We start from the raw sequence: 14,717 nt of genomic DNA on the forward strand, positions 1-14,717 counted from the left end.
CTCTCCTTATTACAACATAAGCGTTTTGTCGCGCATTCTATCTCAATGAAATAGAATGCGTTCAGTTATGATTTAATTCCAAAAACGATTAATGGTTTGCTCACGCTCGGGACCAACAGTGATAATAGAAATCCGTACGCCAGCAAGTTTTTCCAAAAAGTCAATGTAAGCTTGAGCTTGTTTAGGTAAATCTTCAAAGCGACGAACACCTGTAATATCACAGTTCCAGCCAGGAAGCGTTTCATAAATAGGCTTTGCATGCAAAAAGCGCGCTTGAAACTCGGGAACACTGTCATAACGCTCTCCGTCACAGTTATAAGCAACGCAAACCTTAATCTCATCCATGCAACTCAACACATCAAGCTTAGTAATAGCCAAATCAGTCAAACCATTTACGCGAACCGAATGCTTTACAATAGGAGCGTCATACCAGCCACATCTACGTGCGCGTCCTGTAGTTACACCAAATTCAGCACCTTGTTGACGAAGCTTTTCGCCCATCTCATCGGTTAACTCTGTTGGGAAAGGACCCGAGCCAACACGTGTTAAATAAGCCTTTGCAACACCAATAATACGATTGATTTTAGTGGGGCCAACACCAGAACCGGTCACTGCACCACCTGCCGTACAATTGGAAGACGTAACAAAGGGATATGTACCATGATCAATATCGAGCATAGTGGCCTGAGCACCCTCAAACAGAATGCTTTTACCAGCGTCAAGAACTTTATTAAGATATAAGCAACTCTCAATAATATAAGGCTTAAGCTTTTGTGCATATCCAAGATATAAGGCACTTAATTGGTCTTTTTGATAGGGTTTTAAACCATAGATCTCGGTTAAAATTGGGTTAATGTAGGCAAGAGCCGCATCAAGTTTTTGATTAAACGTATTGTCATCAAGAAGATCTTGAACACGCAAACCAATACGATTCATCTTATCCATATAAGTTGGACCAACACCGCGTTTAGTAGTGCCAATAAGATTTTTACCAAGTTTTTGCTCGTGAGCGCCGTCGAGGTCTTTGTGATAAGGCATAACTAGATGTGCGTTTCCTGAAATGCGCAAATTATCACATGGAACACCTTCTGATTCAAGCGTATCAATCTCTTGAATTACAACTTCGGGATCAACGATACAACCGTTTCCTATTACCGAGATTGCATCTTTATACATAATTCCAGACGGTATCTGATGGAGCGCTAATTTTTTAGAACCCACTACAACGGTGTGACCCGCATTTGCACCGCCAGAATATCGACATACAACATCGAAATCACCCGCGATAAGATCGGTAACTTTACCTTTTCCTTCATCGCCCCATTGAGCACCAACAAGAACTGAAGCAGGCATAAAATCCCCCTTCTTAGATTTATATAACTTCTTTAGTATTGCATTATTTATACACAGGAAACAAGCAGTAAAACAAAGTCTACGTACAACTTGTATATATTATGCGTACGTTGTAAGAAACCAGCCTCACAACCACCGTTATTCCTCGTGCGATTTGTCGATTTCCAAAAACTTAGTTGTTCCTGGTAAAAATCTTAATGATACAACACCCAAAGGACCTGACCTGTTTTTAGCAATAATTAGATTTGTTTCTCCTCTATCTGGCCTGTCTTGGCGCTCGGCTTCTTCGTCGGTCATAGAACGATCAAGCAAGATAACGATATCAGCATCCTGCTCAATTGAACCCGATTCACGCAGGTCTGAAAGCTGAGGCTTTTGATCTCGACGACCAGTAACCTGACGATTAAGCTGAGACAAAGCAACAACAGGAACATTGAGGTTCTTTGCCATAATCTTAATACCGCGCGACATCTCTGATACCTCGGTTGCACGAGAATCGGCACGATAGCGCCCCGATGGCGGTGAAAGTAGCTGCAGATAGTCTATAATAACTACACTGTTTTCTTTATTATTCAGCATGCGACGAGCTTTAGCGCGAATTTCGGTAACGGTAGTTCCAGGTGTATCATCAATCATAATGTCGAGTTTAGAAAGATCCGCAGTTGCCGCCATAATAGGTGCCCATTGATTATTTTGAATATTTCCACCTCTAATAACCGACAAGTCAATTTTTGCCTGAGCGGACAGAAGGCGTTGTGCAATTTCAATTTTACTCATCTCAAGAGAAAAAAATGCAACAGACGCTCCTGAATTTGCCATATTAACTGCCAAATTAAGTGCAAATGACGTTTTACCAACACCTGGACGAGCGCCTACAACCACCATTTGTCCTGGACGCAAACCCTGCAGCCATCGATCCACCGTAGGATAATCGGTGTACACTCCCTGTGGCTTTCCATTTTCTTGCATATCGCTTAAATCGTTATACAAATCTGCCATGAGGTCGGATAATTGCGAAAAGTTACTGGTAACCTCTTTATTGGTAACATCTAGCAGCATATTTTCTGCCGAGTCAACCACTTCTTTGGTGTCTTCGGGTGCACTAAACGCAAGTTTTTGTATATTAGCCGATGCATGAATAATTGCTCGTAAGGTTGCGTTTCTGCGTAAAATTTCAATATGATGCTCCCAAGACGTTAACGAAAACGTATTTTCGTTAAGTTCAAGAAGCGTTGATGATCCACCTATTCTATCAAGCTGATTTTGACTTTTGAGGTAATCCGCAACCGAAATAGGATCAGCTTGGTGACCCTGTTCTGAAAGAGCACATATTGCATTAAAGATCATCTTATGCGACTGCAAATAAAAATCATCTACACGCAGACGCATCAAACATTCCTGTAACACATCATCAGACAAAAGCATTGCAGAAAGAATCGATTTTTCCGCATCGCTATCCTGCGGCATATGAACTTGGGTAGGATCAAGAGCGCTAGATTTGAACTCGGGCTGTTGATTGTTATCGTAAGTTTGAAAAGTATTTTCTGCCGCCACAGAGCTTCCTTTCATAGCAAAAACTCTCATATCGTCCAACAGAGCGTAATTTAGTCTACAACAAAAAAGAATGAAGAAATTTGAAATCAAGTCTTTACTTTTAAAGTTTAGACATATAAAAAGCTTTCATCGTTGATTGTTTATAATAGCCAGGCTTTTTCAATGCATTTTATAAGTTTTCAACATTTTCAACATTTTAATAAACACGCTTTTGACAACTTCAACAATATGAAGGGTTTGTGAAGGGATATTTTGTTCAATTTTGCAAAGAATTGAATACGTGCAATTATACGTTCTCAATTAAATAATAGCAGGTAGATATATTATCTATACGATTTTATGTATATTAATCTGAACAAAACCTGTTAAATCGGCAACCCACTGAATACTGATTCTCATTAGATTTATGTCGATATACATTTTAGACGCATGTATTTAATCCATATTGTTAATAAGTTAACACGTACGTTACGTAAAAAAACAGGTAGACAATTTGTCCACCTGTTTCATTTAAAAGTTGAGTGAATGCATAGTGAGCTAAATACTACTCAGCCGCATTCTCTTCGGTTGTAGCATCTGCTTGTGCGTCTGCTTCAACGCCTTCAGAGTCTTCTTTGTCGTCAGAAAGCGATTTTTCAATCTCTTTAACATTTGCTCCAACAACAACAAAAATCTCTGCGTTAATGTCACGGTAAAGATTGATTTCAACTTTGTGAGAACCTGCAACCTTGATTGTTGCACCACGAGCAATACGCTTGCGGTCAATCTCCACGTTCAATTGTTCTTTAACAGCTGCAACAATTTGAGCAGTTGTAATTGAACCAAACAGCTGGTTGTTTTCTCCCACTTTAGCTTCGATGAGAACTTGTTTACCATTAAGCAACTCTTTAGTCGCATGTGCATCAGCCAAACGTTTCTCTTCACGCTTTTCGATGTTATGACGGCGCTCCTCGAGTTGTTTAATGTTACCTGGGGTAGCAGGTACGGCAATTTTGCTTGGGAATAGGCAGTTTTCTGCATATCCTTGAGCAACGTCTACAACATCGCCTTCTCCGCCTTTGCCCCTCAGCTCACCCAAGAGGATGACTTTCATAGGAACTCCTTTAATATGTTGGTTTTAACCAACTCTCAATACGTATAATGAGCTAATTAGCCACGGTTGCGGCCACCACGACTCGAAACAACAGTTACTGTATAAGGAAGTAACGCCATCTCACGAGCGCGCTTAATAGCCATTGCAACATTGTGTTGATGCTGCGTGCAAATACCGGTCACACGACGGGGTTTAATCTTCCCACGATCGGTCATAAACTTGCGCAAAAGCTGTGTGTCTTTGTAATCCACAAAATCAAGTTCAGCTTTATCAAGTTGACTGAATTTACGACGCGGCTGAGGTTGCTCAACTTGCTTTTGTCTAGCCATGTCTTAAAGCCTTTCTACGATGGAAAATCCATCTCGTTTGATTTTCATATCACATCACAAATTTAAAATGGAATTTCTTCGTCATACACATCCGCAGCAGGAGGCTCGGGAACCGAAGCTTGTGCCGGTTGTTGAGGATCTTGATAACCACCGGTTGCTGGCGCTTGTGTATATGGAGTTGGTGCGGCAACGGGTACACTTTGTTGCATGGGCATCTGCGTACCGTAAGGCTGTTGATAACCAGAACCTTCTGCGCCACTTTGACGACGTTGAGAGAAGAAATCAAGATTATCTACAATAACCTCAAGCTTAGAGCGCTTCTGACCATCACGCTCCCATTGGCTCCAACGAAGTTTTCCTTCCAATACAATTTTTTGACCTTTAGCAAGAAAACGGCTTAAAGATTCCGCACGAGCACCAAATACAACACAGTCAACGTAATTGGGAACATCTTCCCACTCGCCTTGTGCATTTCTGCGGCGATCATTTACAGCTATTCCAAAAGACAGCACTTGCGAACCCGAAGTTGTACTACGTAATTCGGGGTCACGCGTAAGATTACCGGATAATGAAACTCTATTAATACTCATGGTTTATCCACCTCTCACATCAAGGTCGTGTGATTTTAATTTTGCTAATCTTTGTCAGGACGACGCACAATCATGTGACGAACTACCGTGTCGTTAATACGTAAAACACGATTAAGTTCTGCGATTTGCGTTGGATCTGCATGAAAATCAATAAGGGTGTAATCACCTTCGGTAAGCTTATCAATCTCGTAAGCGAGTTTATGCTTACCCCAATCCTCTACATTATCAATAACACCGCCATTTTCTTTAACAGTAGTGTCAATACGCTTTGCTACAGCATCGCGAGCTTCTTCGGTAGAAGATGGACTTACAAAATACAATAATTCGTATGCCTTCAATATGGTCACCTCCTCTGGGCTAACGGCTTTGAGTTGTGAAGGTTGCACTCAAAGCAGGAAAAGTCAATTTTCTATACTACCACAGTGCTAACGATATTTTCGTACAAACACAATCTTGCCACACCCTTATAGGTATTTCATACTCGTTATACATATCCTATCAAGTTAAACTTGCATAAAACTTGGCGTAAACTTGCAAGATCACCCACGTAATATACGCAGGTGATCTTGAAGTGAAACTCAATATAGCTGCTTGTACTCTTCATTCATGTGTTGCGAACAAATCACAAAGGCAAACACCTCAACACGTAGTTAGCCATTATCCACGTCATAGGTATCCGTCGTGCGAGCGGCGTTGCTTCCATCGGTAATAGCTGGAGCATAAAACTTACGATCAGCAGAAATGTCGCTACGAGCAATCCAAACTGCAACAAGAGCCACTATTAAGGCGTTTGTTATTACAAGCACAGGAGAAACAACCACCGCTGTAATAAGACCCATGATCATAAGCGTAACAATAATGGATAAGAGATGAGACGCGTCACCCTGAATCACATTAAGTATGATTTGAGGGTCTGCGACTGAAGCAAATCCAAAGACAAGAATTACCAAGAACAAAATAACCATCACGATAGATGTAAGAAAAGAAATAATAAAACTAAGGACAATACAGCTCAAGAAACCACTCATGTCTTCTAGACACACACTAAGTATAGAAGAAACGGACCAAAGTTCCGAAAAGCGACGGTATACCGTTTGGCGCAAACACAGTCCTGTAAAAATAACAGTTATCGCGACCTGCAAAAACGTAAGAATAAAGCCAAAAAATGGTATACCCACATTTTTAGTAGATAATGATATCTCGGTAAAGGCACCATAAATAATGATTCCTACAATAAATGGAACTAAACCCGCCAGAAACGTACGTTTCCAGTTAATTTTTCTTACAAATGGCAGTTCAGTATGATTTATAATACCCGCAGCCCATTCGTAAATGTACCCAGTTACAAATATTAAACCGTAAATTGGGATAAAGCCTATCAGGCAAAGCAATAACACGCGCTTAAACCATCCACCCTCGCAGGTTAACGCAGATTTTGCTGCCGAAAACAAACTTTGATTAGAAGAAAAACGAGAGTCCATGGTTTTCCCTTCGTCAATACTTTTGAATAGAATATAGATTCCAATGATACCACAATGAGCTTATTTCAATAATTTATAAGGCATTTATAACTCAAAAAGTTATTGCATTATTATTGCATGAGTTTTTTTCGGGTGAGTTATTGCAAAACATTACACCAGTTAAACACGGTAATTTACGTTTTTACGGTTTTACAATGCTTTCAGTTGTTCGGTTTTTACAAACAACTGAAGTGTGCTATTTTTACGTATTAAAAAGACTACGTTTGCGCTGATAAAATAGGGTAAAAAGTAAGAAAAAATATGGCGGAGGAGGAGGGATTCGAACCCTCGTACCCTTATACAAGGGTAAACGGTTTTCGAGACCGCCGCATTCGACCACTCTGCCACCCCTCCAGGGTGAACACCTAAAAATTTGCGCACCAAACAACACAAACAAATTTCAAGGCAACAAGCGCGCACATAAGCAACTATAGACTAGACACAACACATCCTTTGTGCAACATCTATAAAACTTGGCGTCACACAATGTGCAACGCCAAGGTTACTTACTGGCGGAGAGTCCGGGATTTGAACCCGGGATACGCTTTCGGCGTATACACGATTTCCAATCGTGCTCCTTCAGCCACTCGGACAACTCTCCAATAAAAGCTCCTAAATCAAACGCTTTTGCACAGCATCCATTTAAGAGTGCGTAAGCAAGTATAACGTATTTTAGTATGTTCGTCCATAGCGTTTGTATATAAGCCAGTTTATATGCGGTTTGCACAATATTTACATGCTCTACTCATATAGAATATACATGGTGCGCTCATAAAAGTGCTTATAAAAGCGTATATAAGGTACTATACTACACAAACAAAATACTATACGGAGCAAATAACGGATATAAAGGTGACATTGTTTATGGATGACATTTTTCTCGCATACGGTCCAGACGCGTCCGCGCTGTCGATTCCTTTGTGGCTTGACCTAGCATCGGTTATGGTTGGAGCACTATCAGGCGTGCTCGTTGCTCAAGAAAGAAAGCTTGATTTAATAGGCTTTATGGCACTATCGGTTTTAGGAGGATTGGGAGGCGGACTCATTCGAGATATGATCATGCAACGCGGTGGAATTTATGCGCTTGATTCGCAATTTGCAATACCTTCGGTGGTAATTGTTGCGTGGATAGGGTTTTTATTCCCCAGTTTTTTAACCAAACATCCAAAATCACTTGAATGGATTGATATTTTGTCAGTAGGTCTTTTTGCTGCAGCAGGAACCGACAAAGCTATGGCTTTTTACTTAAGCCCTTGGGCATGTGTGCTTATGGGAACACTTACAGGAGTAGGTGGCGGTATGGCACGTGATATTTTTATTGGTAATACACCGCGCATTTTCCAGAGAAGCAATTATTATGCAATTTGTGCAATTGCAGGATCGCTGGTAAGCTATACAGCGGTATTTGGTTTATACATGTATCGTCCAATCGCGGCTGCACTCTGTGTACTTGTAACCGTTGTATTAAGACGAATATCTCTTACATATAATCTCTTATCCCCTGCCGATATTGATCTTACGCCTCAAATTGAAAAACAAGCAAGACGCGCAAAACAGGCGTTTTCTCATAACACCGCTATAAGAACAGTTATTCATCCTCGTGCGCACTATCAACGCTGGAGGCGTATGCATAAAAAATAGCGAGACAGCAAAAACCATCTCGCTACAATCTTAAGCACCACAAATTTGGCTATGCAAAAGGCAGATTATTTATCAACCATACCGTTACGAACACGCCATTTTCTACGATCGGTTTCGTTAAGAATACGCTTTCTCATACGAATATTTTGCGGTGTAACCTCAACAAGCTCATCATCCATAATGTATTCAAGTGCTTCTTCGAGTGTAAATGTCTTAGGAGGAGTAAGCTGAACTGCAATATCAGCAGTTGAAGAGCGTTGGTTACCAAGATTTTTGGTTTTTGCGATATTAACAACCATATCGCCAGGTTTAGAGCGCTCACCCACCAACATGCCCTCATAGCATTCGGTACCCGGTGCTACAAAAAGTTGGCCTCGTTCCTGCAGTGTTCCCAAAGCATATGCCACCGCTTTATCAGTTGACATCGAAATCATAGCACCGTTTTGACGTGTACCAATTTCTCCTGCGTAAGGTCCGTATTCCAAAAACGTGTGATAAAACACTGCATCACCGTGTGTTACATTTAACACTTTGGTCTTTAATCCCATAATACCGCGCGTTGGAATCTTAAAATCAAGGTGAGTGTGAGTAGCACCAGTTTTCATGTTTATCATAGTGCCGCCAGCATTACCAAACACCTCGATAACCTTACCTGAATATTCACCAGAACATTCAACAACTGCCTGCTCAATAGGCTCAAGCATGTTGCCATGCTCGTCTTTTTTGAAAAGCACGCGTGGACGACCAACCTGAAACTCATAGCCTTCACGGCGCATTTGCTCCATAAGAACCGAGAGATGAAGCACTCCTCTACCAGCTACTTCAACACCAGTTTTATCGTCAAGTTCTTCTATGCGCATAGTAACGTTATTTTCGCGCTCGGTTTCAAGGCGCTCTTTAAGTTGACGACCACCAACAATATCACCCTCACGACCAACAAGAGGCGATGTAGATGGTTCAAAAACAATTGAAAGTGTTGGTTGATCTATTTCGATAGGCTCCAACTTTACAGGATTATCAATATCAGTATACACATCACCAATATCTGTGTGATCAATACCTACAACCGCACCAATATCACCTGCAGAAATCTCGCTACATTCCTTTTTTCCTAAATAGTCAAAGGTATACAGCTGCTTTACCTGAGCAACAGATGAGGTACCATCGTTTTTAACAACCAAAATTTTATCGTTATTATGAATGGTTCCCGAATAAATACGACCAACACCAATACGACCAACGTAGTCCGAGTGGTCAATGGTAACGCACTGCATAGCTAAAGGCGCATCTACATCAACTTCAGGAGCAGGTAATTCGTTCACGATCATGTCCAAAAGTGGGAACATGGTATCGCAAGAATCATCGGGGGTAAGTCGAGCAAAACCGTTAACAGCCGAAGCATAAATTACATGTTCCATGGTGAATTCAAGCTGCTCATCTGTTGCACCCAAATCCATCATTAAATCCAGGGAATTATTAAGAGCTAGTTCACAATTTGCAGCAGGCTTATCGATCTTATTGATAACCAACATAATTTGTAAGTGTGCAGCAATAGCGTGTTGTAAAACAAAACGTGTTTGTGGCATAGGACCTTCTGCAGCGTCTACCAGCAATAAAGCACTATCAGCCATTTTAAGAACGCGCTCAACTTCTCCACCAAAGTCAGCGTGACCTGGGGTGTCAATAACGTTAATTTTTACACCCTTATACTCAATGGAAATGTTCTTAGCAAGAATGGTAATACCGCGCTCACGCTCTTGATCGTTTGAATCTAAAACACGATCTTGAACCTGCTGATTAGCTCTAAATGCGTCGGTTGCGCGCAGAAGTTTGTCTACAAGTGTTGTCTTACCGTGGTCAACATGGGCAATAATAGCAATATTTCTAATGTGCTCTTGGAGCATATAAACCTCTTCTTTGGTCGTAGATGTGCGTTTACTTAAATGTATAAACATTAAAACTTTATACCACTGTTTTGGAAAAGAAGTTAAAATCCTGTGATTTTAAGGAATTTACACGGTATATTCTTATATCAGATTACAAAAGTTCCTCTATAACACCTGCCGATAAAGGTGAACGAGAAAATAACCCTTGTTTTTTATCCAAAGGCAGGTACGCTGAATATCCCGTACCCCCTGTTTCTTGATATTCAAACAAAAGTGCCGAAATAAAAGAAGGTGTAGATTCGTCTTCGCTCACACTTCCTATATAGGATATAACATAGCGAATAGGGTGAAAGTTTTTAAGATGTGGCTGCATGCGTGGCAAATGTTTAACATAGACACGTGCTTCATCCAGGCATTTTTCGATGCTATCGTGATCAAACTCAAACGAAACACACTCATTGTTTTTATCTTGTAGAACAAGAAGAACTGGTATGGATGTATCAGTTTTATATCTTTCACAAACAGCATCCATAACTTGTGTAACAAAGATATCTAATGCAGGAGAAATAGGAGTTGCGGAGTTTGAATGCATAGGTGATTGGCTCATAAGTTCCTCGATATAAAAAAAGCTAGGTGAAAACACCTAGCTTGAATTGCAAATGGTGGAGACGATGGGGGTCGAACCCACGACCTCAGGCTTGCAAAGCCCGCGCTCTCCCAACTGAGCTACGTCCCCAAATGGGTGCTTCACACATTTTATAACCACCCCAGCGGGTTTTGATAACCGCCACTGGGGTGACTATCTCAAAATGTGGTGGACCCGACAAGGCTCGAACTTGTGACCTCCCGGTTATCAGCCGGACGCTCTGACCAACTGAGCTACGAGTCCAATGCAAGAAAAAATAGTACCCTGTTGTGACTCGTGAGTCAAGCAGTTTTCTAATCTTTTTTTATACTATAAGAACTTCACAGAACTTATATGTTTATGCGGCTCTACAATATCAAGTTAATTTTATACATAATGTCGTTGATTTGAGCTCTTATCAGATATTCAAATGTTCTTTTACGTTTTAAAAATCATATAAATGCGCAGTACAAGCTGTATATTACTGTTTGTTATTTGTTTTGTTGTACGTACACAATTGCAAATATGAGATACTAAGATAGATGTCAGACAAACTTTTGGTTTTTTGGAGTACGTAATGATTGCAATGGAAATTCAAAGCTTAGTACGAGGAAATTTAAGTGTTCCTTCTCTAATATTTTTGCAACCTACTGACAGCGCATTTAAAAAACTACAAAACAAGCCAACTAAAAATCCTACGCCTAAAGACAACACACAACGTAATGCACCTGTGTTGGACAATAAACCAATTCTTCCTATTCGTGTAGGAACGCACGAAGCGTCCGTGTTAAGCACATGTATTGACCGTATGCGAAAAGGCTGTAGCGCAAGCGAGGTTTTTTCTCGTCCTACTCCTTTTGATATCATCCTACAAATGCTTAACCATACCAATACACATATTGTCTACTTTGAAATTTACGATGTTAAAGGTACTGTGTTTTATGCACGAGGAAACATAAGTCAAGATAACGGTGAATCCTTTACAATTGAAGTGAGACCCTCTGATGCATGTGTCTTAAGTATTTTATTAAACGTTGCTCTGTTTGTTGATGACCATGTTATTTCATCGGCGCAGATCCCAAATTTAGAAGCTCAATTAAACCAACAACAAGACAAAGCGTTAGAAAACTTTATATCCTCTCTTGACGAGTAAAATAAGCCATACGTAACTCTTTTGGTATAGGCATATTACTGTGTGTAGCTCCATATAAAATGGCTATATGCACCATCGGAGTACATATAGCCACATAATTACCTATGCCACAGAGCTTAGAGTGAGGTTTTAGCTCTACTCATCGTCGTCTAATAACTCGTCATCAATCTGTTCATCATCACCAATATTTATCTCTTCTTCTTGATGCTTCTGAGATAAAAAGTCGAGCGGTAATTGCGGCTGATTGCTATCTGCTTGCTCATTTGTGTCTTTCTTTTTGTGAATATGCATACGAGCAAGAGCAGACACGCTGTCAGATTCAGCAAGGTTCATAATCTTGACGCCTTGCGTTGCGCGGCCAAGAAGCGAAATATCTTGACTTTGAACACGAATCATAACGCCTTCTTCAGAGACAATCATAAGTTCGTGCTGAGGGCCAACTACACGACAAGCGCTTAATTTACCCTTTTTCTGAGTCATAGCGATGGTATTAACGCCTAAACCACCACGCTTTTGGAGTGGATATTCACTAACGGGAGTACGCTTTCCATAACCGTGTTCGGTCACAACAAGCAAGTCGCCTTTACCGTTAGATATTTCCATGCCAAGCATCGTAGCACCATCTTTAAGCGTTATACCGCGCACGCCAGATGTTCCACGTCCAGTTGGGCGAACGTCGCTTTCTTCAAACATTATTGCTTTGCCTGCACTTGAGCACAAAATTACATACTCTGATTCTTTTACACGGCGAACATTTACTAATTCGTCGCCATCTTTAAGGTTAATAGCAATAAGACCGTCACGACGTGATTTATCGTAATCGCTCATAGCTGTCTTTTTAACCATACCCGATTTAGTTGCAAACATAAGATGCTCTTCGGCTGGGAAATCGCGTGTGGTAATAACCGCCGTTGGATATTCTCCCTCACTTAAAGGCAAAACATTAACTAACGCAGAACCACGGGCATGGCGCGAGCCAACTGGTAGCTCGTGAACTTTAAGGCGATATACCTTTCCTTTGTTGGTGAAGAACAAAACATAATCGTGGGTGGAGGCAACAAACATGTTTTCAACAAAGTCATTGTCTTTCAGCGATAAGCCTTGAACACCTTTACCACCGCGTTTTTGAGACTTATAGGTTGCTACTGGTAAACGCTTAATATAGCTTGCGTGCGTTACCGTAATTACCATGTCTTCTTCGGCAATGAGGTCTTCTACATCAAGATTTTGAACACCAAGCGCAGAAATTTGTGTGCGGCGCTTATCCGAGAAACGATCAGCAATTTCAGTGAGCTCTTCTTTAATAACTTCCAAAAGTTTTTGCGGATGAGCAAGTAAATCACGATAGTATTCAATTGACTTATAAAGCTCAGCAATCTGTGCTGCAAGCTCTTCTCGCGCAAGACCAGTTAAACGGCGTAGACGCATCTGCAGGATTGCTTCGCCTTGAATGTCATCAATACCAAAGCGCTCATTCATACGTTGTTTTGCCTCTTGGTCGTCATGAGAAGACCTGATAATATGAACAACTTCGTCGATATTATCAACTGCAATTAACAAGCCTTCGAGAATATGAACACGCTTAAGTGCTTTGTCCAAATCAAATTGCGTACGACGTGTTACGATATCTTTTTGGTGTTCTATGTAGTAATAAATCATCTCACGCAAGGTTAATGTTCGAGGAACACCATCAACAAGCGCAAGGTCAATTACACCAAAAGAGACCTGCAATTGTGTTCTTTTATATAAGTTGTTAAGTACAACCTGCGGCACTGCACCCGATTTAAGATCAATAACAATGCGCATACCCTTACGGTTAGACTCATCACGCATATCAGATATACCTTCAATGCGTTTTTCGTTAACTTGTTGAGCAATACGTTCCTGCAAAAGACCTTTATTAACCTGATATGGAATTTCGGTTATAACAAGGCGCTGGCGGCCGCCGCGTCCAACGTTTTCGATGTGTACTTTTGAACGAATGGTAATAGAACCTCTACCAGTGGTATAAGCGTCACGAATGCCATCGGTACCCATGATAATACCGCCGGTTGGGAAATCAGGGCCTGGAAGTACCTGCATAAGCTCTTCAACCGTAGCATCGGGGTTATCTATCATCATACATACAGCACGAGAAACCTCTGCTAGATTATGAGGTGGAACGTTTGTTGCCATACCAACAGCAATACCATTTGAACCATTTACAAGCAGGTTTGGAAAACGTGCTGGTAAAACAGAAGGCTCTTGCAAAGATTCATCGTAGTTAGGTTGTAAGTCTACCGTTTCTTTATCCAAATCACGCAACATCTGCATGGCAGCATGAGTAAGACGTGACTCGGTATAACGCATAGCAGCTGGAGGATCACCGTCAATAGAACCAAAGTTTCCGTGGCCATCTACCAAAGGTAAGCGCATCGAAAACTCTTGAGCCATACGAACCATAGCATCATAGATTGAGGAGTCACCATGTGGGTGATATTTACCCATTACCTCTCCTACCGTCCATGCACTCTTTTTATGAGGACGTGTAGGAACAATGTGAGCTTCATTCATAGCGTAAAGGATACGGCGATGAACAGGCTTTAATCCATCTCGTACATCTGGCAACGCGCGAGCCACAATAACAGACATTGAATACTCAAGAAATGATGCTTTCATTTCAGAAGACAAATCTGTTGGTTTAAGCGCTCCACCATGAATATCAGATAAATCTAAGCGTGAACCGGCCTCATCAGAAATGGTGTGATCAAGCGTTGCACCAGCAAGATTAAGCGTTTGCTCATCTTCATTTGAGGTGGTTTCTTCTATATCATCTTCAAGTGCTTCATCATCAGATGTTCTATCATTTGACAAGTTATCAAACTCATCGTCAAACGAATCATCTTGCGAAGCGTTGTCTACATTATCAGAAGAATCCTGTTCGTTAAACGAAGACTCATCGTGGTTATGAGGTGTGTGTTTATCGTCTGCCAC

The 14,717-nt window shown here is 41.0% G+C and carries 12 protein-coding genes and 4 tRNA genes; 2 read left to right on the plus strand and 14 right to left on the minus strand.

The annotated features are described in order from the left end of the window. Positions 1-72: 72 nt before the first annotated feature. The 9 genes from AC1DBT_RS01345 to AC1DBT_RS01385 all read right to left on the minus strand — a co-directional run bounded on the left by AC1DBT_RS01345 (position 73) and on the right by AC1DBT_RS01385 (position 7,040). Positions 73-1,353: an adenylosuccinate synthase gene (locus AC1DBT_RS01345; protein WP_480018305.1), complete on the minus strand. Its 1,281-nt coding sequence runs from the start codon at positions 1,351-1,353 to the stop codon at positions 73-75. Positions 1,354-1,491: 138 nt separating this feature from the next. Further along, positions 1,492-2,907, minus strand: a complete 1,416-nt coding sequence (dnaB, locus tag AC1DBT_RS01350; protein WP_480018306.1) for a replicative DNA helicase — start codon at positions 2,905-2,907, stop codon at positions 1,492-1,494. 544 nt (positions 2,908-3,451) lie between these two features. Next, positions 3,452-4,000, minus strand: a complete 549-nt coding sequence (gene rplI, locus AC1DBT_RS01355) for a 50S ribosomal protein L9 (RefSeq protein ID WP_480018307.1) — start codon at positions 3,998-4,000, stop codon at positions 3,452-3,454. A 56-nt stretch (positions 4,001-4,056) separates the two neighbouring features. Then, positions 4,057-4,329 (minus strand): 30S ribosomal protein S18, encoded by a 273-nt coding sequence (gene rpsR / locus AC1DBT_RS01360; protein ID WP_006302241.1) that lies wholly within the window; start codon positions 4,327-4,329, stop codon positions 4,057-4,059. 62 nt (positions 4,330-4,391) lie between these two features. Next, complete coding sequence (locus AC1DBT_RS01365) at positions 4,392-4,919, minus strand: single-stranded DNA-binding protein (protein WP_006302242.1); 528 nt, start codon at positions 4,917-4,919, stop codon at positions 4,392-4,394. A gap of 44 nt (positions 4,920-4,963) precedes the next feature. After that, a complete protein-coding gene (gene rpsF, locus AC1DBT_RS01370; protein WP_010241717.1) occupies positions 4,964-5,257 on the minus strand; it encodes a 30S ribosomal protein S6 in 294 nt (97 codons plus the stop codon). Positions 5,258-5,569: 312 nt separating this feature from the next. Further along, on the minus strand, positions 5,570-6,400 hold the full coding sequence (locus AC1DBT_RS01375; protein ID WP_480018308.1) for a DUF4013 domain-containing protein: 831 nt from the start codon (positions 6,398-6,400) through the stop codon (positions 5,570-5,572). Positions 6,401-6,701: 301 nt separating this feature from the next. Then, positions 6,702-6,793 (minus strand) — tRNA-Ser (locus tag AC1DBT_RS01380). Between the two features lie 156 nt (positions 6,794-6,949). Continuing rightward, positions 6,950-7,040 (minus strand) — tRNA-Ser (locus AC1DBT_RS01385). A gap of 263 nt (positions 7,041-7,303) precedes the next feature. Here AC1DBT_RS01385 and AC1DBT_RS01390 point away from each other — a divergent pair. Continuing rightward, on the plus strand, positions 7,304-8,080 hold the full coding sequence (locus AC1DBT_RS01390; RefSeq protein ID WP_480018309.1) for a trimeric intracellular cation channel family protein: 777 nt from the start codon (positions 7,304-7,306) through the stop codon (positions 8,078-8,080). Positions 8,081-8,145: 65 nt separating this feature from the next. Here the strand turns inward: AC1DBT_RS01390 and typA are convergent, their stop codons facing one another. From typA to AC1DBT_RS01410, 4 genes are all read right to left on the minus strand, one after another. Further along, the gene (typA, locus tag AC1DBT_RS01395; protein ID WP_480018310.1) at positions 8,146-9,984 is read right to left on the minus strand and encodes a translational GTPase TypA; all 1,839 of its coding nucleotides are present in this window, start codon (positions 9,982-9,984) and stop codon (positions 8,146-8,148) included. A gap of 133 nt (positions 9,985-10,117) precedes the next feature. Next, positions 10,118-10,573, minus strand: coding sequence for a hypothetical protein (locus AC1DBT_RS01400; protein ID WP_464359788.1), 456 nt, complete (start codon positions 10,571-10,573; stop codon positions 10,118-10,120). A gap of 53 nt (positions 10,574-10,626) precedes the next feature. Then, positions 10,627-10,702: transfer RNA gene (locus AC1DBT_RS01405), tRNA-Ala, on the minus strand. Between the two features lie 76 nt (positions 10,703-10,778). Beyond that, positions 10,779-10,855, minus strand: a tRNA-Ile gene (locus AC1DBT_RS01410). 313 nt (positions 10,856-11,168) lie between these two features. Here AC1DBT_RS01410 and AC1DBT_RS01415 point away from each other — a divergent pair. Next, complete coding sequence (locus tag AC1DBT_RS01415) at positions 11,169-11,744, plus strand: bifunctional nuclease family protein (RefSeq protein ID WP_480018311.1); 576 nt, start codon at positions 11,169-11,171, stop codon at positions 11,742-11,744. Between the two features lie 135 nt (positions 11,745-11,879). On the opposite strand, the gene gyrA is transcribed toward AC1DBT_RS01415, so the two are convergent. Then, positions 11,880-14,717 (minus strand): DNA gyrase subunit A, encoded by a 2,838-nt coding sequence (gene gyrA / locus AC1DBT_RS01420; RefSeq protein WP_480018312.1) that lies wholly within the window; start codon positions 14,715-14,717, stop codon positions 11,880-11,882.

This window comes from Fannyhessea sp. C0108B2 (assembly GCF_056583915.1).

Excerpts from the sequence above, each read along its gene's own strand:
- AC1DBT_RS01345 (WP_480018305.1), bottom strand. The coding sequence starts at position 1,353 with ATGCCTGCTTCAGTTCTTGTTGGTGCTCAATGGGGCGATGAAGGAAAA.
- rplI (WP_480018307.1), bottom strand. The coding sequence starts at position 4,000 with ATGAAAGTCATCCTCTTGGGTGAGCTGAGGGGCAAAGGCGGAGAAGGC.
- rpsR (WP_006302241.1), bottom strand. The coding sequence starts at position 4,329 with ATGGCTAGACAAAAGCAAGTTGAGCAACCTCAGCCGCGTCGTAAATTC.
- AC1DBT_RS01365 (WP_006302242.1), bottom strand. The coding sequence starts at position 4,919 with ATGAGTATTAATAGAGTTTCATTATCCGGTAATCTTACGCGTGACCCC.
- AC1DBT_RS01375 (WP_480018308.1), bottom strand. The coding sequence starts at position 6,400 with ATGGACTCTCGTTTTTCTTCTAATCAAAGTTTGTTTTCGGCAGCAAAA.
- AC1DBT_RS01390 (WP_480018309.1), top strand. The coding sequence starts at position 7,304 with ATGGATGACATTTTTCTCGCATACGGTCCAGACGCGTCCGCGCTGTCG.
- typA (WP_480018310.1), bottom strand. The coding sequence starts at position 9,984 with ATGCTCCAAGAGCACATTAGAAATATTGCTATTATTGCCCATGTTGAC.
- AC1DBT_RS01400 (WP_464359788.1), bottom strand. The coding sequence starts at position 10,573 with ATGAGCCAATCACCTATGCATTCAAACTCCGCAACTCCTATTTCTCCT.
- AC1DBT_RS01415 (WP_480018311.1), top strand. The coding sequence starts at position 11,169 with ATGATTGCAATGGAAATTCAAAGCTTAGTACGAGGAAATTTAAGTGTT.